Here is a 26312-nt window from a genome sequence, read left to right on the forward strand (position 1 = left end):
CAACGACAGGGAGGAGGACGCCATGGATCTGATCGATACTCACCAGCATCTGATCTTGCGAGGCAAGCTCGGTTATGCCTGGACACGAGGGGAGCCCAGCCTTGCGGGAAGCTTCACCCGGGCTGATTACGCAGCGCTTGTCGAGGGGTGTGGCGTAGTCGGCACGATCTTCATGGAAAGCGGGGTGGATGACGGCGACTATCAGGCCGAGGCTCGCCTCATCGCCAGCATGATCGGCGAGGGTGCCTTGCCGATGTTCGGCCAGATCGCCAGTTGCCGACCGGAAACGGATAATGGTTTCGAAGCCTGGCTGGAGGAGTGCCGCCACCTCAACGTGGTCGGTTTCCGGCGCATTCTCCACGTCATGCCCGACGATCTCAGCCGCGAGGAAAATTACCGACGAAACGTGCGCACGATTGGAAAGGCCGGATGGCCGGTCGATCTGTGTTTTCATTCCCGCCAGCTTGCTATTGCCGCCGAACTTGTCGGGGCCTGCCCCGATGTGCGCTTCATGCTCGACCATTGCGGCACGCCGGACATTGCCGGAAACGATTTTCGGGAGTGGAGCGGGCGTATGGCCGACTTGGCGACGCTGCCCAATCTCTTCGTCAAACTCTCCGGCATCACCGCCTATTGTGCACCGGGATGCGCGACGCTGGAAAGCGTGACAACCTATGTGGAAACCGTGCTCAACCTGTTCGGACCTGAGAGAATGGTCTGGGGCGGCGACTGGCCGGTGGTCGATCTCGGCTCGGGTCTACCGGAATGGATCGGTATGACGAGTGAGCTTCTTTCGACGCTCTCGCCCGACGAGCAGGCATCGATCGGCCACCGCAATGCCAGACTGTTTTATTTGGCGACATAGCGTGCAGCTTTTCATGCCGATTGTGCATTGCGTCGGCCGGCTATGCCAAGAAGCGCGCCGGCGCGCGCTTCATACGTCTGTGCTTTACTCGGCTGGCTGCGCTGCGGTTGTCGTCGCAGAGCGGTTGGCCTCTCCAGAAAGGCTGCGCTGACCGAGGCTGATAATGGTGACTGTCGACAGGGTGGCGGCAATCGATACCCAGAAGCCGTTGCTCGGGCCGAAATTATCTATCACCCAGCCGGAAATGAAGGCGCCGAGCGCCATGCCGATACCGATGCCGGTCATCACCCAGGTCACGCCTTCCGTCAGCATCGATTCCGGCACGCGGCGCTCGATCAGGCCAAATGCTGTGATGAAGATGGGAGAGATTGCAACGCCGCTGAGGAATACGGCGAAGGCAAGCAGGGAAACTGTCGTGCTTGCAAAGAGGAGCGGCAGCGCGGTGAGCGCAAGGACGCTGACGGCGATCAGCAATTGCCGTTGCAGCGGCATTTTGGGGTTGATCGCGCCCAGAAGCAGGCCGACGACAAACGAACCGATGGCATAGACGCCGATGACGAGGCTGGCAGCTTCCGGTTGACCGAGTTCTTTGGTGATGGCAACGGCACTTACCTCGGCTGTGGCGAAAGTGGACCCTACGAAGATCAGGGCGACCGTGATGATCTGGACCGAACGCAGCCGGATAGCCGAATGTTGCCTGCTGCCACTTTCAAAACTGCGTACCTTGGGTTCGGTCGATCGTTGCAGCAGAAAGGCAAAGGTACCGAGTGCCAGCGAGGCGGTGCTGATCATCATACCTGCTTCCGGAAAGAGTGAGACCGCGAGACCGACGGAGAGCGAGGCGCCGGCGATGTAGACAAGTTCGTCGGCGGCGGATTCAAATGCAAAAGCAGTGTTCAGCTCAGGCCGGTCACGGAAGATTTCCGTCCAGCGGGCGCGCATCATCGCGGGAATACTCGGCATGGCCGCGGCGAGGAAGGCCGAAAGAAAGAGCGTCCAGGCAGGCCATCTCTGGTTGGTCGCGATAATCAGGATAGCAAAGGCGATGACCGATATGATGGTGGCCGGGACAAGGACGCTGCTCTGGCCCTTGCGGTCCACCAATCGGGAAATCTGCGGAGCGACCGCGGCATTGGTCAGCGCGAAGGTTGCCGAGACCGCACCGGCAAGCCAATATTCACCATGGGTCTGGGAAAGCATGGCGACGATGCCGATCGGTGCCATCGCAATCGGAAGACGGGCAAAGAAGCCTGCGGCGGAAAAGCCTTTGGCGCCCGGAGCCCGGAAAATTTCTCTATATGGATTAGACATCGGGATGCACCTTGTTTAGGGAGTACCCACCACAAACATACGTGGCGTATGCAAATGAAATAATTGCATACGTCGCGCATGTCAACTAGTATACGCGACGTATGTAGAATTCGGAGAAAAAATGCGCAAACCTCGCAGTGAAATGATTGCCGAGACGCGGGCGAAGCTTCTGGTCGCTGGCCGCAAGGCATTTGGCAGCATCGGCTATGCCGAAGCTTCGATGGACGACTTCACTGCCGAAGCAGGGCTGACCCGCGGCGCGCTCTATCACCATTTTGGCGACAAGAAAGGCCTGCTGCTGGCGGTTGTGGGTGAGATCGACGCCGAGATGACGAAAAGGCTCTGTGACATCTCGTCTAGGGCCGCGACGCGTTGGGAGGGTTTTGTCGAGGAAAATGTCGGTTACATTCTCATGGCTCTGGAGCCGGAAATCCAGCGGATCATGTTCCGTGATGGACCGGCCGTTCTCGGCGACCCTTCACGCTGGCCAAATGCCAATGGTTGTATCTCGGCCGTTGCGCGAAGTCTCGATGCGCTGAAGCAGGAAGGGACGATCGTCGACATTGATCCGGAGGCCTGTGCGCGTTTCATCAATGCGGCGAGCAGCAGTGCAGCCCAGTGGATCGCGAATTCCGACGACCCCGAAACGACCTCGAAACGCGCCGTCGACAGTTTCCGCACCTTTCTGGAAGGGCTGAGGATCACACGCTGATCCGCTTGTCGCCGGTTCTGCGTACACATCAGTGTCAATCTCGTTCCGGCTGAGTGGGTAACCCTGAGCCGGCGATATTCCCCGAAGCGCGCTGAGCGAATCGTGCTGTCTCTCTCCCCCGTAGACTCGTTGGCGCGCCAGGGATGATAAGAAATTGCGGGCTCATCGATACAGTTTTTCCTCCTTGAAGAAAAACCGGCCGATCCGGCTGATTTCTGTTTACTTTTGTCGAAATTGCATCGCATCACGCTGTTTGAATTCGCTGTAAGGCCTTTCGCAAACTACGGAGGATGAGATGAAAGCACTGGTGCTGGAAGAAAAAGGAAAGCTCTCGCTCAGGGAGTTCGACATTCCCGGCAAGCTCGGACCCAAGGATGTGCGCATCCGTACCCATACCGTCGGGATTTGCGGCTCGGACGTCCATTATTATACCCATGGCAAAATCGGCCATTTCGTTGTGCATGCGCCGATGGTGCTGGGCCATGAAGCTTCCGGAACGGTAATCGAGACCGGTGCCGAGGTTGCGCATCTGAAGGCGGGTGATCGAGTCTGCATGGAGCCGGGCATTCCCGATCCGACCTCGCGCGCTTCCAAGCTTGGCATTTACAATGTTGATCCGGCGGTCAGCTTCTGGGCAACGCCACCCGTTCACGGTTGCCTGACACCGGAAGTCATTCATCCCGCCGCCTTTACATACAAGTTGCCCGACAACGTTTCCTTTGCCGAAGGCGCCATGGTGGAACCCTTCGCCATCGGCATGCAGGCAGCGCTCAGGGCGCGTATTCAGCCCGGCGATGTTGCCATCGTGACGGGTGCCGGTCCGATCGGCATGATGGTTGCGCTGGCGGCGCTCGCCGGCGGTTGCGCAAAGGTGATCGTTGCCGATCTTGCCCAGCCGAAGCTGGATATCATCGCAGCCTATGACGGCATCGAGACCGTCAACATCCGCGAACGTGACCTGTCGCAGGCCGTGGCTGATGCGACGGATGGCTGGGGTTGCGATGTCGTTTTCGAATGCTCTGGCGCTGCACCCGCCGTGCTCGGTATGGCGAAACTCGCACGTCCCGGCGGCGCCATCGTCCTCGTCGGTATGCCGGTCGATCCGGTGCCGGTCGATATCGTCGGCTTGCAGGCAAAAGAGCTGCGGGTAGAGACGGTTTTCCGCTACGCCAATGTGTATGACCGTGCGGTCGCTCTCATCGCGTCCGGCAAGGTCGATCTGAAGCCGCTGATCTCCGCGACCATTGCCTTCGAAGACAGCATTGCCGGTTTTGACCGTGCGGTGGAGGCAAGGGAAACGGACGTGAAGCTGCAAATTCTGATGCCGCAATAATCGCTTCCGGCAAGCCGCCTGCCGATGCAGGGGCGTCAAAAATCCTTCGGAAAAGTATAAGCTCGACCTGCCGGTGATCGGCGGGTCGAGCTTTAAAAAATCATCACTTCGATCTTTAAGATGCGCATTTTCTGGGCGTATGGCGTGCAACTGCGCGAAAAAATGGGCGCAACCGCTGGCTTAGTTGTCGGCGGATGCACGGCACTCTTCAATTTCTGACAAAAAACAGTCAAAAAAGTATCGGTAATTTCCCCGGTATGATGTGGAAGTAAATGTGCCGCAGGCCATATGCTCCCCATCAACGCCTGGGACGAGCCATAAAGAGGAATGGCTTTGCTCCGCGAATACGGCGGACGTGACCGATGGGAGGAAACATCGATGCAGCCCGATCTGGAACTGGTACATATCCGCAAGGGCGAATCCTTCGCCGCCTGGCGGCATGGCTATCCGTTCCGCACCGTGCGCTGGCATTACCATCCCGAATATGAAATTCATCTGGTCGTGGCGACGTCAGGCACGTTCTACATCGGCGATTTCGTCGGTCGCTTCGGCCCGGGCCAGCTAATCATGACTGGCCCAAATCTCCCCCAAAACTGGATCAGCGAGATCGAGCCGGACGAGATCGTTCCAACGCGCTCTCTCGTCATCCAGTTTCCGGAAGCTTTTATCGAGGATGCCTGCGCTTCCATGTCCGAGATGGAGGTAGTTCGCGCCCTTCTGGACCGCAGCCGCCGCGGCATTCTGTTCGACGATGAGACCAGCGATCGCGTTCGCCCGCTGATACTGCGTTTGATCGAGGCGCAGGGATTGAAGCGTCTTGCGATTTTTTGGGAAATTCTCGATCTGCTGGTCAATGCGCCGGCGCCCGAGGTGCTGGCGAGCCTGAGCTACGAGCTGGACCTGACGGGCATCGGCGATAGCGGCATCAACCGCGCCTTGTCGCATCTGCGCCAGCACCTGACCGAACAGGTCGAGGAAATCGATCTGGCCGACATGGTTGGCCAGAGCCAGAGTGCCTTTTCCCGTGCCTTCAAGCGACATACGGGAACGACTTTGGTGCGCTATCGCAATCAGCTGCGTATCGATCTGGCCTGCCAGATGCTTCTGGTGGATCAGGACGTGAAGGTGGCGGAAGTCTGCTACGACGTGGGCTTTTCAAACCTTTCGAATTTCAACAGGCATTTCCTGAAGCTGAAGGGAATGTCGCCATCGAGGTTTCGTACGGTATTCGCGGCCCAGAAGGCAGCGGTCATGGCGGATTAAACCAAGATACATCGCGGATTTTTCACCAATTCGGGCAGAGGACTGTCCGGAAACGGGCTCTTATTGCCCAGATTTTCCAAACGGGAGGAAGTTACTATGAGAATGAAATCCAAGTTCCTGATGGCATCGGCCGCACTTGCAATGATGGCCGCTCCGGCGCTAGCACAGGACAAGCTGAAAATCGGCATGACGTTCCAGGAACTGAACAACCCCTATTTCGTGTCCATGCAGGAAGCGCTGAAGGAAGCCGCGGCAAGCATCGGCGCTGATGTTGTCGTCACCGACGCCGGCCACGATGTGGCAAAGCAGATTTCCGACGTGGAAGACATGCTGCAGCAGAAGATCGACATCCTGCTCCTGAACCCGACCGACAGCGCCGGCATCGAAGCCGCCGTGCACGCTGCCAAAGCTGCCGGCGTGATTGTCGTTGCTGTCGACGCCAACGCAAACGGCCCGGTCGACACCTTCGTCGGCTCGAAGAACCGTGACGCAGGCTACAAGTCTTGCAAGCATCTCGGTGATGCGCTCGGCGGCAAGGGTGAAGTCGCAATCCTCGACGGTATCCCGGTCGTGCCGATCCTGCAGCGCGTCGAAGGCTGCAAGGCAGCGCTTGCCGAATTTGCCGATATCAAGCTTGTCGACACGCAGAATGGTCGTCAGGACCGCTCCGTTGCGCTCGGCGTCGTTGAAAACATGATCCAGTCCCGTCCGAACCTCGCCGGTATCTTCTCGGTGAATGATGGCGGCGCAATGGGTGCACTCGCTGCGATCCAGGGCTCCGGCAAGGACATCAAGCTGACCTCGGTTGATGGTGCTCCCGAAGCTGTGAAGGCAATTGCCGACGGCGGTCCTTTCATCGAAACGACCGCGCAGTTCCCGCGTGACCAGGTGCGCGTTGGCCTTGCCATGGCGCTTGCCCAGAAGTGGGGCGCCCGCGTCGTTCCGAAGGAAGTACCGATCGACGTCATGGTCGTTGACAGCAAGAACGCCGGCGACTTCAGCTGGTAAGAATTCCTCCCCAGGTCCCGTCCCCGCCTCGTGTGGGGGCGGGACATGTCCCGACCATCGAGGAGGGTAAAATGCTGGAACTGAATGGAATAAGAAAAAGCTTCGGCAAGATCGAGGTCCTGCGCGGCGTTGACCTGCAGGCGCGCGCCGGCGAGGTGCATGCGCTTCTGGGAGAGAACGGCGCTGGCAAGTCGACATTGATGAAAATCCTGTGCGGCATTTTGCAGCCCTCGGAGGGCACGATCCGCATTGACGGAAAGGACCGCCGCTTCGCCAATTACGACGAGGCGATTGCCGCCGGTATCGGCATCGTGTTTCAGGAATTCAGCCTGATCCCCTATCTCGATGCGGTTGAAAACATGTTTCTGGCACGCGAAATCCGCGGACCGCTGCGCCTGCTGAACAAGCGCGCGATGCGTAAACGTGCCGCCGAAATCATGAGCCGTCTGGCCGTGGACGTTCCGCTCGATGTGCCGGTGCACCGCCTTTCCGTTGCCCAGCAGCAATTCGTGGAAATTGCCAAGGCGCTTTCACTCGATGCCCGTATTCTCGTTCTCGATGAGCCGACTGCGACGCTTACCCCGTCCGAGACCGAGCATCTCTTCAAGGTCATGCGCGAGCTGCGGCGTCAGGGTGTCGCTATCATCTTCATTTCCCATCATCTCGAGGAAATATTCGAGATCTGCGACCGCATCACCGTCCTGCGTGATGGCGAACTCATCGGCTCCTGCCTCACCTCTGACGTCGATAATGACCGTCTGGTGGAGATGATGGTCGGCCGGCGCATCGAGGCCAATTTTCCGCCCAAACCGAAGATCGATACAGCTGCGCGCAACGTGATCGAGGTCGAAGAGCTTCAACTGAAAAAAGGCGGGCCGGTCTCGCGCTTTACCCTGCGGCAGGGTGAGATACTCGGTTTTGCCGGGCTTGTCGGTTCCGGGCGCACGGAAACGGTGCTGGCCATGCTTGGCGCGCATTCCGCTTCGCGCCGCAAGATCAAGGTCGATGGCGTCGAGACCCGCTTTTCCGGCCCGGATGAGGCGCTGATGCGCGGCATTGGCCTGCTGCCGGAAAGCCGCAAGGAAGAGGGTCTGATCACCAGTTTCTCCATCCTGCAGAACATCTCCCTCAACAACTATCGCAAGTACCAGAAGGCTCACTGGTTTATCGACCTGAAAAAAGAGCTGGAGCACACGAAAAAGGCGATGGCGCAGGTTCAGGTCAAGGCACAGGGACCCTATGCCCGCGTGGACACGCTGTCCGGTGGAAACCAGCAGAAGATCGTTATCGCCCGCTGGCTGAACCATGACATGCGCGTCCTGATCTTCGACGAACCGACGCGCGGCATCGATGTCGGCGCGAAGGCGGAAATCTATGCGCTGATGCGCGAATTCGCAGCCAAGGGCTATTCGATCATCATGATCTCTTCGGAGCTGCCGGAAGTGATCGGCATGTCGGACCGCGTCTGCGTGTTCCGCTCCGGGGGCATCGTCGCCACCGTCGAGGGCGCAGACATCAATTCAGAAACAATAATGACAAACGCCACCACCGGGAGGGTTGAACATGTCGCTTGATGCAAATACCGGCATTGCCGAAAAGACGAGCGGTTTCGGCCTTGGCAGCATGCTGCGCTCGCCACTCGCCCTGCCTCTGGCGGGCCTGATTGTCGTATCGATCCTGATGGGTCTTGCGAGCGACAATTTCTTCAGCGTGAACAACATCATGAACGTGCTGCGACAGGTTTCAGTTGTCGGCATTCTGGCCGTGGGCATGACATTCGTCATCCTCACAGGCGGCATCGACCTGTCGGTCGGCGCGGTCATGGCGCTGGTCGGCACGTTGTCTGCCGGCCTGATGGTGAATACCGGCCTGCCTGCGTCGCTCGCCTTGCCGGCCGGGCTGTTCATCGGACTTGGCATCGGTATCTTCAACGGAGCACTTGTCGCCTGGGGCAAGATGCCGGCCATCATCGTCACGCTTGCGACGATGGGAATGGCGCGCGGTCTCGGCCTCATCTACTCCGGCGGTTATCCCGTCAGCGGCATTCCGAGCTGGATTTCCTGGTTTGGCGTCGGTCGCGTTGGCGTCGTGCCGGTGCCTGTTATCATCATGGTGGTGATTTACGCCGTGGCCTGGGTGCTTTTGCAGCGTACGGCTTTCGGTCGTCATGTCTATGCACTCGGCGGCAACGAGTTGGCCGCGCGCCTCTCCGGCGTCAAGACCCGGCGCGTCAAGCTTGCCGTCTATGGTATCTCAGGCGTGACGGCAGCGCTTGCAGCTCTCATTCTGACCGGCCGGCTTATGAGCGGACAGCCCAATGCGGGTGTCGGTTTCGAGCTGGATGCCATTGCGGCCGTGGTTCTCGGCGGCACGGCGATTGCCGGCGGACGCGGGCTCATTCTTGGTACCCTTATCGGCGCGGTGCTGCTCGGCATCCTGAATAACGGCCTCAATCTCATGGGTATCAACCCTTATCTGCAGGATGTCATCAAGGGCGGCATCATTCTGCTCGCCATCTATATCGGGCGCGACTGGCGTTGAGCCCACACGTCATATTTCAAAAGAAGCAGGAGAATTAAATGTCTGAATTGCTGCAAGGCAAGATCGCGGTCATCACCGGCGCCGCGTCCGGTATTGGCCTAGCCACCACCGAGGCACTGCTGGAAAACGGTGCAACCGTCGTCATGGTCGACTGGAACGAGAAAGCCCTGAATGAACTTGTCGGTAAACTCGGCAAGCGCGCCATCGCGCAAGTCACGAACCTTCTGGATGCAGACAGCTGCAATGCCATGATCCCGGAAATCCTTGAGAAGGTCGATCACATCGACATTCTCTACTGCAACGCAGGCACTTATATCGGTGGCGATCTCACCGAAACCACGCCGGAAGCCATCGACAAGATGTTGAACCTCAACGTCAATGCCGTGATGAAGAATGTACAGGCCGTCGTGCCGCACATGTCGGAGCGCAAGACCGGCGACATCATCGTCACTTGCTCGATCGCCGGACATTTCCCGACCTATTGGGAGCCGGTCTATTCGGGTTCGAAATGGGCGATCACCAGCTTCGTGCAGGGCATGCGTCGCCAGATGATCCCGCATGGTGTGCGCGTCGCGCAGGTCTCTCCCGGCCCGGTCGTCTCGGCCCTTCTGGCAGACTGGCCGGAAGAAAATCTTCGCAAGGCCAAGGAATCGGGTAGCCTCATCGACGCGAGTGAAGTGGCCGATGCGGTTGTTTACATGCTGACCCGCAAGCGCACCGTCACCATCCGCGACATGCTGGTGCTGCCCACCAACTTCGACCGCGTTTAAACTACACTCCCAAGGAGTATCGCAAATGGCTTCCTACCTGATTGGCGTCGATGTCGGTACCGGCTCTGCCCGTGCCGGTGTCTTTGATGTGGCGGGCAGGCTTCTGGCCACCGCCAAGCGCCCGATCACGATGCATCGTGAAGACGGCGGCATAGCCGAACAATCGAGTGGTGAGGTTTGGAAAGCCGTTTGCGACAGCGTGCGGGAAAGTGTCTCGCGCGCCGGCATAGATCCCGCAGCCGTGGTTGGCATTGGTTTTGATGCCACCTGCTCGCTCGTGGTGCGCGGGCCTGAGGATGAGACCCTTCCGGTCGGCGCGCCGGATCATCCAGAGCGCGATATCATCGTCTGGATGGATCACCGCGCCGTCGAACAGGCGGAGCGGATCAATGCGGGCGAACATGCCGTTCTGAAATATGTCGGTGGCCGGATTTCCCCGGAAATGCAGACGCCCAAGCTGCTCTGGCTTCGCGAAAACAGGCCGGATATCTATGCGCGCGCCGAGCACTTCTTTGACCTGACGGACTTCCTGACCTGGAAAGCCTCAGGCGCGCTCGATCGTTCCGCGTGCACGGTTACCTGCAAGTGGACTTATCTCGCCCATGAGGAACGTTGGGATGCGGAATATTTCACCCGCATCGGGCTTGGCGATCTGGCGGAGCAGGGATTCCGCCGTATCGGTGAAAGCGTCGTTCATCCAGGCACGGCGCTGGGTAATGGTTTGACCGATGAGGCCGCAACAGCCATGGGGCTGGTTACTGGAACTGCCGTTGCCGCCGGTCTGATCGATGCGCATGCCGGGGGTGTCGGCACGGTGGCTGCGGGCGGCGACGCTTCGCGGTGCCTCGGTTACGTCTTCGGTACCTCTTCCTGTACCATGACAACCACCTCGGAGCCGGCTTTCGTGCCGGGTGTTTGGGGTCCCTATTATTCCGCCATGGTTCCCGGCGCATGGCTCAATGAAGGCGGCCAATCCGCCGCCGGTGCGGCCATTGATTATCTGGTGCAATTGCACCCGGCATTTTCAGAGGCAAAGGCGCTTTCCGAAAAAGAAGGCAATTCATTACCTGCATGGCTTGCCGACCGTGCATTGGCTTTGGCCACGTCTGCTTCCGCTGCCGTAAAGATTGCCGAGAATTTTCACGTGGTGCCGGAGTTCCTCGGCAACCGCGCGCCCTTCGCCGATCCTCATGCCCGTGCCGTCATTGCCGGTTACGGCACCGAGACGGGGGTGGATTCGCTTGTCGCGCTTTACGTGGCGGGGCTTCTCGGCCTCGGTTACGGGCTTCGCCAGATCATCGAGACGCAGGCGCGTCATGGCGCTCCCGTGGAAACGATCAGTGTCAGCGGCGGCGCGGGCGCGCATCCGCTTGCCAGACAATTGCTGGCGGATGCGACGGGGCTTCCGGTTGAACTCACTGAATGCGAGGAGCCGGTGCTTCTGGGATCGGCAATGCTTGGTGCAGTTGCTGCCAAGGCCTATCCCGACCTGATTTCCGCAAAGCCCGCCATGTCGCGTATTGCCAAATATTCGGCACCGGACGCTGCATTCAGCCAAGTGCACCAGTCACGCTACGACGCGTTTCTGGCACTGCAAAATGCGGCGCGCGCCATTCGTTCCGCAAACCATTCCTGAAGCGCCACACGCTTCCATCGTCCGGCCGTCTTGGCCGCAAAATAAAGAGGATTCCATGCAGTTTTCCGGAAAATCCGTCATCATCACCGGCGCAGGCAAGGGCATCGGCCGTGCCTGCGCTATCCTGATGGCCGCGCGCGGTGCTGAGGTCGTGGCAATCAGCCGGACCCAGTCTGATCTCGACAGCCTGAAAAGCGAAATCGGCGGACGCTCGATCCGTGTCGATCTCGCAGATGTGGCGTCGACGCGGGCCGCGATGGTCGAGGCGGGTCCATGCGATTTTCTCATCAACAGCGCCGGCATCAACGTGCTCGAAAGCGTGCTTGATATGAGCGACGAAGGTTATGAGGCTGTGCTGGGCATCAATCTGCGTGCCGCGCTCGTCACCTGCCAGGAATTCGCCCGTGCCCGCATCGCAAAGGGCGGCGGTGGCGCAATCGTCAACATCACGTCAATTGCCGGTCATCGCGGTTTTCAGGATCATCTCTGCTACGCGGCCTCGAAAGCGGGGCTTGAAGGCGCGACCCGCGTTCTTGCCAAGGAACTCGGGCCGCACGGCATCCGTGTCAACGCCGTGGCGCCGACCATCACGCTGACTGAACTGGCTGCCGAAGCATGGAACGATCCGGCCAAGAGCGCACCGATGATGGTTCGCCATCCGCTGCAGCGCTTTGCCGAGGCCGAAGACGTGGCACAGAGCATCGCACTGCTTCTGTCAGATGATAGCAGCATGATTTCCGGCGCGGTGTTGCCCATCGATGGCGGGTTCCTCGCCGTCTGACGTTTAAGGGATGCGCGGGCTGCAAATGCATCGCCGCGCATCCTATTCCAGGACTGGATATCCGCTCAGGTCAGATCCGGATGTCTGCCAACCAGCTGGTTGCGTTTTGCCTGAAGAATTTCCTTCTGTTCTTCAAGTTTGAGCAATTCGTCGTCTATCTCATCGACGCTTTTCTCGATGTGCAGATATTGCTCTGCAAGAAGCGACTTCGCTTCCTTTCGGCTAGATGCATTCGGCGTGTCGCCATAAAGCGGCCGGTTGGCGGTTTCCTTGAGGAAAAATGTCGTCACAATGCCGAAGATGGCCGCGACCATGAGATAGTAGGCCGGCATATAGATATTTTCCGTTACCTCCACCAACCATGCAGTGAGTGTCGGCGTGAGCCCGGCAACGATGATCGAAATATTAAACGCGATAGCCAGCGCGCTGTAGCGGATGCGGGCCGGGAAAAGGGCCGGGAGGGTGGATGCCATGATCCCGATCAGGCAGTTAAGTGCGACCGCCAGGATAAGCAGGCCGAAGAAAATCTGAACAACCTGTCCGCTGGCGATGAGATGAAATGCCGGCAGTGAAAGAAACAGGATCGCCGTGCTGCCAACCGCCAGAAACGGCCTGCGTCCGATCCGGTCGCTCAAAAGCCCGATGGCGGGCTGGACGAACAGCATGCCAACCATAACCGCGATGATGATGAGGACGCCATGGTCCTCGCTGTAATTCAGCGTCTTCGACAGATATGTCGGCATGTAGGTAAGCAGCATGTAATAGGTGATATTGGTCACGAGGACCATGCCTATGCATATTGCCAGCGAGCGGGAATGTTGGCTCACGATCTCGGCGATGGGAACCATGGGGCGCTCTTTCAGCGACTGCCGGTCTTCTTCTTCGGAGCGCTGCAGGCGTTCGGTGAAGGCTGGTGTTTCTTCTGCCGCGTGGCGCAGATAAAGCCCGATCAGCCCGAGGGGTGCCGCCAGAAAGAACGGAATGCGCCAGCCCCAGTCGAGGAACTTGGCTTCACCCATCGCGGTGCTGAGCAGCACGACGAGCCCCGCGCCAAGCACAAAGCCGGCGATGGAGCCGAAGTCGAGCCAGCTTCCAAGGTAACCGCGCTTCCGGTCAGGTGCGTATTCCGCCACGAAAATGGCCGCACCGGTATATTCGCCGCCAACGGAAAACCCCTGGGCAAGCTTGCATAACAGCAACAGAATGGGTGCCCATATGCCGATGGTGGCATAACCGGGGATGAGGCCGATACAGAAGGTGCTCGCGGCCATGATGATGATTGTCAGTGAGAGGACTTTTTGACGCCCGAATTTGTCGCCCATGGCGCCGAAAAATACGCCCCCCAATGGGCGGATGAGAAAGGGGACGGAGAAGGTTGCGAGCGCCGCCACCGTTTGAACGGCGGGTGACGCGTCAGGGAAGAAGACCTTGCCGACGGCATAGGCGACGAAGCCGTATACGCCGAAGTCGAACCACTCCATCGCGTTACCGAGAGCGGCTGCCGTAACTGCTTTTTTGACCTTCTCGTCATCGATGACGGTGACGTCGTCGATGCTCAGCGGAGTGGCCTGTATCTGGTTGTTCAATCACTGTCCCCCTGAACTGCATTGCGCCCGAATTTTTTGAGCGCCATGAAAATGCTCGATACGCTTAAGCGTTCCATCGGTCGGCAGAACAATCGGGCCTTAGCTCATCTTATGGGGAGTATGGGCGGGGTCGCCCGACAGGAGAAAAAAGAACGCCCGGCTGGTAGCCGGGCGTTTTTCAAAGATTAGTGGTGATGCTCAGGCATTTCCTTGAGCTGATCCTTGGTCCACGAGGTAATCGCGTGGACATCGCCGTCTTCATCGCGCATGAAATCGAGATCGCTGAGCGGTACGGCGACGGGCTTTGCGCCGATGCCGAGAAAGCCGCCGACGTCGATGATCGCGGTGCTTGCCGCGCCGACGCCATGGACATGATCGACCTTGCCGACCTTGTGGTCATCTGCGCCATAAACTGTTGCACCTTCCAGAACCGACGGGGTCAGTTCGGTTTCAACGAGGCGTACGTGATTGGCGTGATCCATTTTTCTTCCTCCTGCTTGGGTTGCGATATGGAAACTCCCGCAGTGCAAAACCGTTCCATCGCGTCTGGGGGATTTTGGGCTAAACCGGTTGTCTGAATGCTTAGGGGACTGGTATGAACTCCAGCGGACCGCCCGCCACAAAATCACGCTTGAAAAGATTGAACACGTGTGCAATATGAACGCGTGTTCAATCTTTTGAGGGATGGTTATTCCGCATGGACCTGATGCCTTATCCGGATACGTTGGCAGCCCGTGCCGAACTGTGCCGCAGCGTTATTCTTTCCGCCGGGGAACTGGTGCTGAAAGGCTTTCAGGGCGAGGCGACACGCAGCTTCTCGATGAAGGGCCCGCAGGACTTTCTGACGGTGACGGATGCAGCCTCCGAAGCGCATATTCGCGGCGCGATCTCTGCCTGCTTTCCTAAGGACAGTTTTTTCGGCGAGGAGGGCGGCGGTGTGATCGGTGATCGCGTCTGGGTCGTTGATCCCGTGGACGGCACCGCAAATTTCGCCCGCGGCATTCCGCACTTCTGCATCTCCATCGCCTATGTCGAAAACGGGCAAACCGAAATCGGCGCTATCTATAATCCGGCTCTGAATGAACTTTATTTCGCCCGACGCGGCGAGGGGGCAACGCGTAACGGGCAGCCGATCCAGGTTGCGCAGACGGAACGTTTCGATGCGGCCTCAATCGAAATGGGCTGGTCGACCCGTATCGAGAATGCCACCTATCTTGATGTCGTCAAGAACCTGCTCGATATGGGCACCAACGTGCGCCGCGCCGGTTCCGGTGCGCTGGCGCTTGCCTATGTGGCCGATGGCCGCTCCGATGCCTATCTCGAATTGCACATGAATTCATGGGATTGTCTTGCGGGACTGCTACTCGTCAGCGAAGCTGGCGGCGACGTCTGCCCTTTCCTGGAGATCGGTAGTCTTGAAAATGGCGGGCCGGTGCTGGCCGCAGCCAGCGGTGTTGCAAGCGGCGTCAGCCGGGCATCGAAGATACCTTTGGCAGAGCGGCAGCCTTCGGATCGGCAGCGGGCCGTATCGGCCTGAGTTTAGACGAGCGCCCGTCCGTGAAGGGTGCTTGGTGCATGTGGAGGAATGAGATGGATGGACCCGTTTATGCCCGGCCTGCGATCAGCCTGATTGCGGAAGGGCTCGGCCCGCGTAACGTTGCGCTCTATATCGGCGGCAGCGATGGTGCGAGCGACCTTGGGCTCCTTCACCGGCACGGCATTACCACCGTCGTCAACTGCGCCGTCAATCTGGATATCAATCTCGTGCAGGCGTTGGCGGAAGATGGCGACAGGTGCGCGGTGGGGTATGGCGACATCCGTTATTATAAGCTCGGTCTTATCGACGGCGAAGGCAGTCCGGACACGATGATGCTGGGGGCCTATTATATTCTCGACGGCGCATTGCGGCAGACCATGCCGAAGCGCGAAACCTATCCGTTCCCCGATGGCGGCAATGTGCTCGTCAATTGCCGCAGCGGCCGCAGCCGCTCGGTATCGCTGGTCGCGCTTTTCCTGCACAAGCAGCAGCCGCATCTTTACCCTAACCTCGACGATGCACTGGCTGTGATCCGCACGAAGCGGGAATTGCGGCCGGACGAATGGTTCGAGACACCGAAACCGATGCTTTATGCTGCTGCCCGCCGCGCTTCCGACTGGATCGATATGGTCGAAGGCAGAAAGACTGTCCAACCATGCTGAAACGCACGCTTCCTTCCGTCGCCGTCATTGCCGACGCCCATTTCCATGACACGGCGGCCGATTTCGGTTTTCCCGGCATAGAGGTCGATGGAGAACGCATCACCATGCGCAGCTGGTCGGATACACGCGAATCCACCCGTGTTTTCAACGAAAGCGCCGATGCGCTGCATGCTGCACTCGAAGAAGTGCGGCAGCGGGGCATTCGCCATGTGGTGCTGCTTGGCGACTATACCGACGACGGCCAGCGCGCGACATCCGAAACGCTGAAGGGTATTCTGGAGCGTCATCGTGATACCCATGGCACTGCCTTTTATGCGCTGCCCGGCAACCACGATATTTTCGGCCCGCGTGGCCGACATCATACCAAGGAGTTTCTGACGGAGAACGGCAAATGCCTTTCCGTTTCAAGCGATGCGCGGCGGGCCGGTGATCGGGTGGTGATCAGCGACCGGATGTATTGCGAAGGCTACCCCGTTGGCCTTGGCTCGATGGCGGCTTTCGGATATTTCCGCCAGCCGAACTATCTGCATTGGGAAACACCGTTCGGGCTTTCCGATGCGACGGAAGATCGTCTCTACGAGGTGCTTTCCCCCGATGGCACCAATATCTACCGGCTGATGGACGCATCTTATCTGGTTGAGCCGGAGCCGGGCCTCTGGCTGCTCATGATCGACGCCAATATTTTCGAACCGCTTGACGGCACTTTCGAGACGGGTGAGGAAGCGGCTTTCACCGACAGTACCTCTGGCGGCTGGAATGCGCTTTTGCGCTGCAAGCCCTTCATCATCGACTGGATTGCCGATGTGCGCGAAAGAGCGCAGGCGCTCGGCAAGACTTTGCTCGGCTTTTCGCACTATCCGGCGCTCGATCCCTTCGATGGCGCAAGCGGTGCCGAAAGTGCGCTGTTCGGCGAAACCAACGTGGTGCGTCGCACGCCGCGCAAGGCGGTTGAGGATGCGCTGGTTGAGGCGGGGCTCCAAGTCCATTTCAGCGGACATCTGCATGTGGAAGGCGTAACCCGGCGTGGGGAAGGGGAAACCTCGCTCACCAATATCGCTGTGCCGTCTCTGGTTGCCTTTCCACCCGCCTTCAAGGTCGTTCATCCCCAGCAGCACGAGATTTCCGTCGAGACGGTGGAAATGGCCGCGCTGCCGATAAACCGCCGCATTTGCCGGGGGTATGCGCAGGAAATGGCACTTGCGGGCGAGGATGAGGACCGCGCATTTGCGGCCGGCAATTATGGTGATTTCCTGCTTGGCCACAAACGCGCGCTTATCAGGCATCGTTATTTCACCAAGGAGTGGCCAGCCGGGATCGTGGCGGCTATTGCGGATAAAACCATATCCGAGGTTATCGGCCTGCTTGGTGAAAAAAGCCTTGCTTCGCATGATGCCGGGCTTTCCTCCGATCTGCCGATGTTCGAGCTTATTGCTGACTGGTATTGCCTGCGTCAGGGCGCGGGGCTGGCGCTTGTCCATATCGCGCCTCAACGGCTTTCCCTTTACCGGATGCTGGCGGAGCGGTTCGGCCGTGAGCCCGATCACCATGACGGTTCGGTTAAGAGTTTTATCGAAATCTTCTTCGGTGCCCTTGGGCTGTTTCTCGACCGTGCCGAAGGCGGTTTGCGGCATCTGGAGCTCCGTCTCACACCGCAACTCCAATCCGTTGCGGTGTGATCCGTAGGTTTTTTCGACGCAATCCGCGATGTGAACGGGGCAGATCAACGTCCCCTCGGGAAAGAGTGGCGGCAAGCAGGACAGGCGAGGTGATCTAGTGGAATCGGTCGTTGTCAGCATCAATCTGTTCGGCGCGGTGGCGCTGCTGCTTTTCGGCCTTGGGCAGATCAAGGACGGAATGTCGCGTGCCTTCGGCGCCAAGCTTCGCATCGGGCTTGCCGCCGGTACACGGGGTGGGTTTCGCTCCTTCGTCGCCGGTCTTGTGGCGACGATCGCCCTGCAGAGTTCGACAGCCACGGCGCTGATGGTTGCCTCCTTCGTTGAAAAAGACTTGATCGCACCGGCGATGGCGCAAATCGTGCTGCTCGGCGCGAATGTGGGTACTGCGACGACCGCGTGGATTGTCGCACTCGGTCTTGGCTGGCTGTCGCCGATGCTGATCCTTGCCGGTGTCATTCTATTGCGTGGAAAGTCGGTGCAGCGGCAGGGTGCGGGTGCTGCCCTTGCCGGTGTCGGCCTGATGCTGCTTTCCCTGCATCTTCTTTCCGCGGCGACGGATCCGATCCGGCAGTCGCCGGCGCTTAACCTCTTCATTTCCATGCTCGGCAATGCCTGGCCGGTCGCGTTGATCTTTTCCGCGGTGCTGGCCGTGCTGGCATCATCGAGCCTTGCCATCGTCGTCCTCATACTCTCGCTTGCGGCAAGCGGCGGCATTGAAACAAGCCTCGTTATCGTGCTGGTACTCGGCGCCAATCTCGGCGGCGCGGTTCCGCCGGTGCTGGCGACGTTGAAGGCGCCGGTCGCGGCGCGCCGGGTGGCGCTTGGCAACCTCATCGTCCGGACCACCGGCTGTGTCGCAGCCCTGCCTCTTGCCGGGTACGGCGCGGCACTGCTCGACATGTCGCCTTTCTCGCACGCCAATCTAGCGGTCGATGCGCATCTCCTTTTCAATCTTGCTGTTGCCGCGATCGCATGGCCGCTATCGCCGTTGTTGCTGCGGATGACGACCGCGCTGCTGCCGGAAAAAGAGGGAACCGAAAGCCGCCGCAGCTATCTCGACAGTCATGATCTGGGTCAACCGGTTGCGGCGCTTGCCGGTGCAAGCCGCGAGGTCATGCTGGTTGGTGACCTGATCGAGCGCATGCTGCGTCAGGCGAATGACGCCATGCGCGACAGCGATCTTTCCAAGCTCAATGATATCAGTACGCTGGAAGGCCGGGTCGACAGTATCCAGCATGCCATCAAGGTCTATGTCTCAAAGGTGGGCCAGGACGGTTTGTGCCAGAAGGATCAGCGACGTGCGATGGATATCGTTGAATATGCCATCAATCTCGAACATATCGGCGATATCATCGAGAAGGGCATCCGCCCGGAAATCGCCAAGAAGATCAATCTTGGTCTCAGGTTTTCCGATGATGGCAAAAGCGAGCTGGAACGTCTATTCTCCATCACGCTCGACAATATCCGCATGGCGCAATCCGTTTTCGCCACCCGCAATGCCGACCTTGCCCGTCGGCTGGTGGAGGTGAAGGAAGACGTGCGCCGGCTGGAAAAACAGTCATCGGAGCGACATCTCCAGCGCCTGCGCGACGGCCTGACCGACAGCATCCAGACAAGCTCAGTGCATCTCGACATGTTGCGCGATCTGAAGCGCATCAACGCCCATATCGCCGCCGTCGCACATCCGATCCTCGATGAAAGCGGTCTCCTGATCGAAAGCCGGATCAAGCAGGCGGGTTGAAGCCATGCCAGTAAAACGGCGCTGTGGTTTTTGCCCAGGAGTGCTCTTCTAGCGCGCGGTGATCCTTTCGACCATCTCAACGGGCACGACCTGAAGCCGGGTCTCGGGCTCGTCGCTGTCGAGGGCGGTCAGGACCTTCTCGGTCAGCGCGTCAAAGGATTGGGCAACGGTCGTCAGCTGATAGCTTTTCCAGCCCGCCTGCGGAATATCGTCGAAACCGACAATCGACAGGTCTTCAGGAATTCGGCGGCCCATCTCTAGCCTTGCTGCATCCATGAAGCCAAGTGCCAGCAGATCAGTCACGCAGAAGGCGCCGTCTATTGTCTTGTCCGTCAGCAACTCGCAGCCTGCCTGATAGCCGCTGTCATAACTCGTCGGACCGCCCGACCATGGAACGACCTCGATACCCTCGATGCTCATGCGCTGGGTGAAAGCGCCGGCGCGGCGCAGCTGTGCCGGTGTCTGGCTGCCGCTGGAAACGACCGCGACCTTCCGGCATTTTGCCGCCACAAGCCGCATGGCGGCGAGATCGGCGCCGTGGGAATCGTCGCTCAGCACCATGTTCGTATCGGTCCGGTCGAGGCGCTGGTTGATGAGGATGAGGCGCACGCCATTGGCAATGCATTCGTCTACGATAGAGGCTGGCGGCTCGCCGGAGAGTACGACGATGGCCTGCGCGCGAAACTCGAAAAGCAGTTCGATCAGCGGCGCGATATCCTTGCGTGCATCGGCCGCATTCAGCAGCAGGCATTGCAAGCCGCGACGCAGAAGGCCGATGCTGAGGAGGTCGAGCTGTTTTGAAATAAACGGCGAGCTGAGATTGGCACCGACCACCCCAATGAGATTGGATCGGTCATTATTGAGGCCCTGGGCCAGACGGTTGACGCGGTAGCCAAGCTCATGCGCGGCTTTCAGCACCTTGCGCCGGACGGCCTTCGATACGCTGCCGCCGGGGGTGAATGTGCGCGAGACGGCGGAGCGCGAGACACCAGCCTTTTTCGCCACCTCTTCGGCCGTCACGAACCCTCTCGCCATTCAACTTCCCCGTTGCAAAACCACATGTCTGATATCACAGGCCATAAGGGCCGACTATTCCAATCGAAATATTTCAGGTGCGAAGCGCTCTTGCTGATGGAAGGCGGTTCTCGCTTTCGCCGGCAAATATATCGTCCTTTCCATTTTCATTCTGCGAGAAAAAATGACTGCGTGTGCGTCGATAAGAAAATTTGCAAAACACGTTCAATAAAACCTTTTAAAAACAATGGCATATATCAATGATCACGTGTGCATTTTTTCGTTGACAAAATGCCGTTTAGGATGGATCATGCATTCCAAGGTTAAGCGCTATATGGAATATTTATTCCACGTTTTGCTTGCCGGCGATGTTTCCGGGAGGAGCTGGATCATCGTTGCTCGCGGGCCTGATGTGCCCGCTGCTGAAGCATTGACGCATTGCTCATGTTCGACGCACGCGCCGCCTGTTCCGCAGGTTGCGCGCAGGCAGATTCTTGCCGGCGTGTCGGAGCAATGTTGCGGCCATATGGGGAGGAATAATGGCTCTTTTAAGCGAATCAACGAAGGCGGAGGCACTGGGGCGTCCCCCGGCGACCGCGCCTTCGGCATGGCAGGCCTGGCGATATCGCCTCAAGGTCGCGCTCAGGGAGCCGACGACGCTCATCGGCGTGCTGACGGCGTTACTTTTCACCTATCTGATCGTCGTTCCGATCATCTCTATCGTTCTGGATGCCGTCCGTGTCCAGTTCGGCCACGAACGGCGTCTTGGCAAGGATGTCGGTGACCTCACGCTCTATTATCTCGACAGGGCGTTCTTCTCGCCCGTCGCAACGGATCTTTTCTGGCATCCGCTCTTCAACACGCTCACCGTCGCTTTGGGGGCGATTGCGCTTTCGCTTGTTATCGGCACGGTGCTTGCCTGGCTTATCAGCCGCACGGACATGTTCGGTCGCCGCTGGTTCGCGACCGCGCTGATCGTGCCCTACATGCTGCCCGCATGGACCTTCGCTCTCGCCTGGACGACGCTGTTCAAGAACCGCACCGTTGGCGGCCAACCCGGCTGGTTCGAGGCGATGGGCCTGACACCGCCGGACTGGGTGGCCTATGGGCGCTTCCCGATCACCATCATCCTTGCCCTGCATTATACACCTTTCGTTATCCTGCTGTTCGGCTCGGCGCTGCGCCGCTTCGACTCGCAGCTGGAGGATTCGGCCCGCATTCTCGGCGCCCATCGTTATCAGGTGGCTTTGCAGGTCATCCTGCCCTTGATGCGCCCGGCGCTGCTCTCTTCCATGGTGCTGATCTTTGCAAAGTGCCTCGGCGAATTCGGCGTACCCTACGTTCTCGGGCTTCCCGTTAAGTTCGAAGTCCTCTCGACATCGCTGTTCCGCAGCATCGCCTCGCGCCAGACCGGTGTTGCCGGTGTCGTTGCGGCCTCGATCATGCTCATCGGCATCATCACGCTGATGATCGATGCCCGCCTGGTTCGCGAAGCCCGCCGTTTCGTGACGATCGGCTCGAAGGGGTCGATGAACCGGCAAAGCCGCCTCGGCAAAATGCGTCTTCCGGCAACGGGCTTTGCGGCCGCTGTCTTCATTCTCAGCGTCGGCCTGCCTTTGCTCACCCTCGCTCTCTCGACCGTCATGAAGATGCCGGCCAAATTCACGTTCGACAATTTCACGCTCGATTACTGGATCGGCAGCAATCTCAACACGGTGGCCTTGCAGACCGGCGTTCTTTTAAGCCCCGATCTATGGGCAGCCGCGAAGAACACCATGATGATTGTTGGTCTTGCCTCGCTCACATCTGGCGTCCTCGGTCTTCTGGTCGGGTATGTCGTCATCCGCACGCCGGTGCGCGCCCTGTCGGTCTATCTGCGTCAGGTCACGTTCCTGCCCTATCTCGTGCCCGGCATCGCCTTTGCCGCCGCCTATCTCTCGCTCTTTGCGGTTCCGCGCGGGCCGATGCCGGCGCTCTACGGCACGGTGACGATCCTTATCCTCGCACTGATTGCCGACCAGATGCCCTATGCCTCGCGCGCCGGTATCTCGGCCATGACACAGCTTGGAAAGGACCCGGAAGAGGCAGCACAGATCGCCGGTGCCGGTTGGTTCCGCCGCATGGTCTCGATCGTCATCCCGATCCAGAAGGGATCGCTGGTGACGGGGGTTCTCCTGCCCTTCATCTCGGGCATCAAGGGCTTGAGCCTGTTCGTGATCCTCGCGGTGCCGAGCACGGATGTTCTGACCACCTATTCGCTGCGGCTGGTCGACTACCACTATACGCAGGCCGCAAACGCCGTGGTGCTGATCATCGCCGGCATTGCCTATTTCGGTACCCTGTTGGCCCAGAAGCTGACCCGCACAAATCTTGCAGAAGGACTTGGAAGCTGATGCCTACCATCAACCTGCGCGGGGCGCAGAAGAACTACGGCGTGAATTCCGCAAACGCGGTTTCCGATCTCGATCTCGAAATCCGCGACGGCGAATTCATGTGCCTGCTTGGCCCTTCCGGCTGCGGCAAGACCACGACGCTGCGCATGATCGCGGGTCTTGAAAACCTCTCCGGCGGTGAAATCCGTGTCGGCGACAGGGTGATAGATTCCGTCAATGACGGCATATTCGTGCCGCCGGAAAAGCGCGAAATGGGGCTCGTCTTCCAGAGCTACGCGCTCTGGCCACATCTGACCATCGAGCGCAACACCGATTTCGGCCTGCGCCTGCGCAAGCTGCCGAAAGCCGAGCGGGAGGCACGCGTCGAGCGCGTCATGCAGGCGCTCGACATTGCCAAGTACCGCGACCGTTATCCGTCACAGCTTTCCGGTGGGCAGCAGCAGCGTGTGGCGCTGGCCCGCATGCTTGCCGTCAATCCCGGTGTGCTGCTTCTGGATGAGCCGCTGTCCAACCTCGATGCCCGGCTGCGGCTGGAAATGCGCGCCGAGCTGAAGCGGCTGCACAAGGAGTTCAAGACCACCATCGTCTTCGTGACGCATGACCAGTGGGAGGCAATGACACTTGCAACGACAATCGCCGTCATGAACGAGGGCACGCTCCAGCAGATGGGTACGCCGAACGATATCTACGACCGTCCGGCCAACCGCTTCGTCGCCGAATTCGTCGGCAGTCCGCCGATCAATATCCTGACCTTCGGCCAGCCCGGCGTGTCTGATATCGCCGACAATGCGGAGGCTTATTTCGCAACGCGCTATCCGCAGTTGCGCGGCATCGCCTCGGTCGGCATGCGGCCAGAGGCGATGGGTTACACGGCAAGGTCTGAGGATGTACCGCAGGGCAGCCTCTTCGGTGAAATGACGGTGACCGGCGTGCTTCCGACGGGCGGCAGCTGGATTCTCGAATTGAGGAGCGAGAACCACACGCTGTTCCTGACCACCCATGCCCTGCCGCGCGTCGATAGTGGCGACCGTGTGTTTTTCCACGTGCCTCCCGACGCCCTGCATGTGTTCGACGCAAAAGGGCAACGGATTACCGAAGCGGACGCCGTGCTGAGGAGCAGTAGCTACAACTGACAACGACGAAAAGACTGACAATCGCTTGCTGAAGGAGGAGCAGTATGAAGCGGAAAATGACGGGCGGCCTTAGCCGTCTCCTGTGTGCAACGGCAATTCTGGCAACGTTTGGCGGCGTGGCGAAGGCGGGGGAGCCTTTCGACCTCAACGCCCTGATCGAGGCTGCCAAAAAGGAAAAGCCGATCACCGTCTATGACAGCACGGGCAAGATCGTGGAAATGGCGAAGAATTTCGCCAAGAAGTATGGCGTGGGCGCGGAGGGTGCGAAGGTAAAGGCAACAGCGCAGCTGGAGATGGTCATCCGCGAGGCGCGGGCCAACAATATTCAGGGTGACGTCTCGATCATCAGCGATGCCCCGGCGGCGATGGCACAGCTTATTCCAATGGGCTTTGTTGAAAGCTGGTTGCCGCCGGATCTCGCTGGCAATATTCCGCCGGAATATCAGGATCCGCTGACCGTCGTCACCAGCGCCAATGTCTGGGCCTACAATACCGAGCTTTTCGACAAATGCCCCGTTTCCAATATCTGGGAACTGACCGACCCGAAGTGGAAGGGCAAGGTGGCGATGCAGGATCCGCTCGGCAAGGCATCCTATGTCGACTGGTTCAACCAGATGGCTAAGCATGGCGATGGGGAGGTGAAGGCGGCCTATAAGGCGCTTTACGGCAAGGACCTCGAGACCGCAGAGTCAAGCGCGACAGCGGCCTGGGTCAAGGCACTTGCCGCCAACGCGCCGCTGCTGACCGATGCCGATGCAGCGGCGGCGGAAGCCGTTGGCACGCCTGGCCAGAAGCAGCCCTTCATGGGCCTCATCAGCTCGGCGAAGTTTCGCGATAATGCCGACAAGGGCATGAAACTCGGCCTCTGCAAGGAGCTGAAGCCGTGGATCGGCTGGCTTTATCCAGGTGTCGGCCTGATCACCACGGGCACGGATAGCCCCAATGCTGCAAAGCTCTTCATTCACTACGTCATGACTGCTGAAGGCATCGCGCCGCAGGCGATCGACGGCAAGATGTCCACCAACAAAGACGTAAAACTGCCCGCCGACGAACCTTCGGGTATCGGCGCCGTGCTCGACCGCGTTCTGCCCTACAGCATGGCCACCAGCCTGGAAGACTGGGATGCGCGCGAAACCTGGCAGGACTTCTGGCGCGTGAATTACAAGAAATAATGGGGGGACCGACACAGTGAATATCATGACCAAGAACCGATGTGGTGGCGAGCGGCGGCGGCGGATGGCGGCTTCAGCCCTTTCCCTTATCTTCTCGCTGGCGCTTGGCGGTGCTGCCCACGCGCAGGACGCCTTTAATCTCGATGCGCTCATCGACGCCGCGAAGAAGGAAAAACCGATCACCGTTTATGCGGTGACCGGCAAGATCGTCGACACCGCACAGGCCTTCACCGCCAAATATGGCGTGCAGGCAAGCGGCAAGAAAGTGAACGAGGCAACTCAGGTCGAGTTGATGATCCGCGAACATCGCGCCGGCAATGTCGTCGGCGATGTCAGCGTCGCAACGGATGTCGCCTCCGCCATGGGGGAACTTCTGCCGGAAGGCATTGCCACCAGCTGGTCGCCACCGGATATGGAAAGCGATATTCCGCAAAAGCTGCGCGATCCGCTCGTGGTCGTTTCGGATCCGCATGTGTGGACCTACAATACCGAGAAATACGACAAATGCCCGGTCACCAACATCTGGCAGCTGACGGAGCCGCGTTGGAAGGGCAAGCTTGCCATGCTCGATCTCTTCGACAAGCCGCTTTATGCCGACTGGTTCAACCAGATCGAAACCCATCATGATGCCGATGTCGCCAAGGCCTATGAGGAGCTCTACGGCAAGAAGCTGGAAACGGGCGAAAAAAGCGCGACGGCTGCCTGGGTGAAGGCCTTTGCCGAGAACGCTCCCCTGCTGACGGACTCGAGCACGGTTGCCGATGCGGCGGGCGCTCCGGGACAGACCGATCCCTTTTTCGTCATCACCTCGGCGGCGAAATACCGCGATAATGAGGCCAAGGGGCTGAAGCTCGGTCTTTGCAGTGGCGTCAAACCGTTTTCCGGGTTCCTCTATCCCGGCTTCGGCCTGATTGCCGGGCAGACCAAAAGCCCGAATGCTGCAAAGCTCTTCCTTCACTATCTGATGACGGAAGAGGGCATCGCGCCGCAGACGGTCGATGGCAAAATCTCCGGCAACACGAAAATCGGTCTGCCGGCGGACGAACCATCGCGGGTAGCCGATCATCTCGACGAGTTGATGGCCTTTGATGCCGCAACAGCAGCCGACGACCTCGACAAGCGCGAAGGCTGGCAGGATTTCTGGCGTGTGAACTACAAAAAATAACGGCAGGGCAGGC

General features: G+C 59.2%; 22 protein-coding genes. 18 read left to right on the plus strand and 4 right to left on the minus strand.

Annotation, left to right across the window (positions count from 1 at the left end):
- Positions 1–22 precede the first annotated feature (22 nt).
- The gene (locus ACQZ6D_RS20985; protein WP_448730098.1) at positions 23–865 is read left to right on the plus strand and encodes an amidohydrolase family protein; all 843 of its coding nucleotides are present in this window, start codon (positions 23–25) and stop codon (positions 863–865) included.
- An 84-nt stretch (positions 866–949) separates the two neighbouring features.
- Here ACQZ6D_RS20985 and ACQZ6D_RS20990 read toward each other — a convergent pair whose 3' ends face one another.
- A complete protein-coding gene (locus tag ACQZ6D_RS20990) occupies positions 950–2176 on the minus strand; it encodes an MFS transporter (RefSeq protein WP_448730097.1) in 1227 nt (408 codons plus the stop codon).
- 121 nt (positions 2177–2297) lie between these two features.
- Here ACQZ6D_RS20990 and ACQZ6D_RS20995 point away from each other — a divergent pair, with 121 nt between their 5' ends.
- From ACQZ6D_RS20995 to ACQZ6D_RS21035, 9 genes are all read left to right on the plus strand, one after another.
- Complete coding sequence (locus tag ACQZ6D_RS20995; protein WP_003518207.1) at positions 2298–2888, plus strand: TetR/AcrR family transcriptional regulator; 591 nt, start codon at positions 2298–2300, stop codon at positions 2886–2888.
- A 295-nt stretch (positions 2889–3183) separates the two neighbouring features.
- Complete coding sequence (locus tag ACQZ6D_RS21000; protein WP_448730096.1) at positions 3184–4221, plus strand: NAD(P)-dependent alcohol dehydrogenase; 1038 nt, start codon at positions 3184–3186, stop codon at positions 4219–4221.
- Positions 4222–4599: 378 nt separating this feature from the next.
- Positions 4600–5484 carry an AraC family transcriptional regulator gene (locus ACQZ6D_RS21005; RefSeq protein WP_003518205.1) on the plus strand — a complete coding sequence of 295 codons (885 nt, stop codon included), beginning with the start codon at positions 4600–4602 and terminating at the stop codon, positions 5482–5484.
- Positions 5485–5580: 96 nt separating this feature from the next.
- Entirely contained in the window at positions 5581–6492 is a 912-nt protein-coding gene (locus ACQZ6D_RS21010; protein WP_013762239.1) for an ABC transporter substrate-binding protein, read from the plus strand.
- Positions 6493–6563: 71 nt separating this feature from the next.
- Positions 6564–8066 (plus strand): sugar ABC transporter ATP-binding protein, encoded by a 1503-nt coding sequence (locus ACQZ6D_RS21015; RefSeq protein ID WP_013762240.1) that lies wholly within the window; start codon positions 6564–6566, stop codon positions 8064–8066.
- Positions 8056–9033, plus strand: a complete 978-nt coding sequence (locus ACQZ6D_RS21020; protein ID WP_003518202.1) for an ABC transporter permease — start codon at positions 8056–8058, stop codon at positions 9031–9033. The genes ACQZ6D_RS21015 and ACQZ6D_RS21020 overlap by 11 nt, the downstream gene beginning before the upstream one ends.
- Positions 9034–9071: 38 nt before the next feature.
- Complete coding sequence (locus ACQZ6D_RS21025) at positions 9072–9803, plus strand: SDR family oxidoreductase (RefSeq protein WP_013762241.1); 732 nt, start codon at positions 9072–9074, stop codon at positions 9801–9803.
- 25 nt (positions 9804–9828) lie between these two features.
- A complete protein-coding gene (locus ACQZ6D_RS21030) occupies positions 9829–11439 on the plus strand; it encodes an FGGY-family carbohydrate kinase (protein ID WP_448730095.1) in 1611 nt (536 codons plus the stop codon).
- Positions 11440–11494: 55 nt separating this feature from the next.
- Complete coding sequence (locus tag ACQZ6D_RS21035) at positions 11495–12220, plus strand: SDR family oxidoreductase (RefSeq protein ID WP_112292319.1); 726 nt, start codon at positions 11495–11497, stop codon at positions 12218–12220.
- A gap of 65 nt (positions 12221–12285) precedes the next feature.
- Here the strand turns inward: ACQZ6D_RS21035 and proP are convergent, their stop codons facing one another.
- Both proP and ACQZ6D_RS21045 read right to left on the minus strand, forming a co-directional pair.
- Positions 12286–13806 (minus strand): glycine betaine/L-proline transporter ProP, encoded by a 1521-nt coding sequence (gene proP, locus ACQZ6D_RS21040; RefSeq protein WP_162696607.1) that lies wholly within the window; start codon positions 13804–13806, stop codon positions 12286–12288.
- 185 nt (positions 13807–13991) lie between these two features.
- On the minus strand, positions 13992–14288 hold the full coding sequence (locus tag ACQZ6D_RS21045) for a PRC-barrel domain-containing protein (RefSeq protein WP_003518197.1): 297 nt from the start codon (positions 14286–14288) through the stop codon (positions 13992–13994).
- Positions 14289–14503: 215 nt separating this feature from the next.
- On the opposite strand from ACQZ6D_RS21045, the gene ACQZ6D_RS21050 reads away from it, so the two are divergent.
- The 4 genes from ACQZ6D_RS21050 to ACQZ6D_RS21065 all read left to right on the plus strand — a co-directional run bounded on the left by ACQZ6D_RS21050 (position 14504) and on the right by ACQZ6D_RS21065 (position 19422).
- Positions 14504–15343, plus strand: coding sequence for an inositol monophosphatase family protein (locus ACQZ6D_RS21050; RefSeq protein WP_038494857.1), 840 nt, complete (start codon positions 14504–14506; stop codon positions 15341–15343).
- Between the two features lie 53 nt (positions 15344–15396).
- The gene (locus tag ACQZ6D_RS21055) at positions 15397–16005 is read left to right on the plus strand and encodes a dual specificity protein phosphatase family protein (protein WP_038494860.1); all 609 of its coding nucleotides are present in this window, start codon (positions 15397–15399) and stop codon (positions 16003–16005) included.
- Positions 15999–17681 (plus strand): metallophosphoesterase family protein, encoded by a 1683-nt coding sequence (locus ACQZ6D_RS21060; protein ID WP_448730094.1) that lies wholly within the window; start codon positions 15999–16001, stop codon positions 17679–17681. The genes ACQZ6D_RS21055 and ACQZ6D_RS21060 overlap by 7 nt, the downstream gene beginning before the upstream one ends.
- A gap of 97 nt (positions 17682–17778) precedes the next feature.
- Positions 17779–19422 (plus strand): Na/Pi cotransporter family protein, encoded by a 1644-nt coding sequence (locus ACQZ6D_RS21065; protein WP_448730093.1) that lies wholly within the window; start codon positions 17779–17781, stop codon positions 19420–19422.
- Between the two features lie 48 nt (positions 19423–19470).
- Here the strand turns inward: ACQZ6D_RS21065 and ACQZ6D_RS21070 are convergent, their stop codons facing one another.
- On the minus strand, positions 19471–20457 hold the full coding sequence (locus ACQZ6D_RS21070; protein ID WP_003518188.1) for a LacI family DNA-binding transcriptional regulator: 987 nt from the start codon (positions 20455–20457) through the stop codon (positions 19471–19473).
- 518 nt (positions 20458–20975) lie between these two features.
- On the opposite strand from ACQZ6D_RS21070, the gene ACQZ6D_RS21075 reads away from it, so the two are divergent.
- The 4 genes from ACQZ6D_RS21075 (at position 20976) to ACQZ6D_RS21090 (ending at position 26299) form a co-directional block, all read left to right on the plus strand.
- Complete coding sequence (locus ACQZ6D_RS21075; RefSeq protein WP_003518186.1) at positions 20976–22829, plus strand: ABC transporter permease; 1854 nt, start codon at positions 20976–20978, stop codon at positions 22827–22829.
- Positions 22829–23962, plus strand: a complete 1134-nt coding sequence (locus ACQZ6D_RS21080; RefSeq protein ID WP_003518184.1) for an ABC transporter ATP-binding protein — start codon at positions 22829–22831, stop codon at positions 23960–23962. The genes ACQZ6D_RS21075 and ACQZ6D_RS21080 overlap by 1 nt, the downstream gene beginning before the upstream one ends.
- A gap of 44 nt (positions 23963–24006) precedes the next feature.
- Positions 24007–25134 carry an ABC transporter substrate-binding protein gene (locus ACQZ6D_RS21085; protein WP_113048212.1) on the plus strand — a complete coding sequence of 376 codons (1128 nt, stop codon included), beginning with the start codon at positions 24007–24009 and terminating at the stop codon, positions 25132–25134.
- A 64-nt stretch (positions 25135–25198) separates the two neighbouring features.
- The gene (locus tag ACQZ6D_RS21090; protein WP_035200113.1) at positions 25199–26299 is read left to right on the plus strand and encodes an ABC transporter substrate-binding protein; all 1101 of its coding nucleotides are present in this window, start codon (positions 25199–25201) and stop codon (positions 26297–26299) included.
- Positions 26300–26312 lie beyond the last annotated feature (13 nt).

This window comes from Agrobacterium sp. 22-3639C2, from assembly GCF_053522105.1.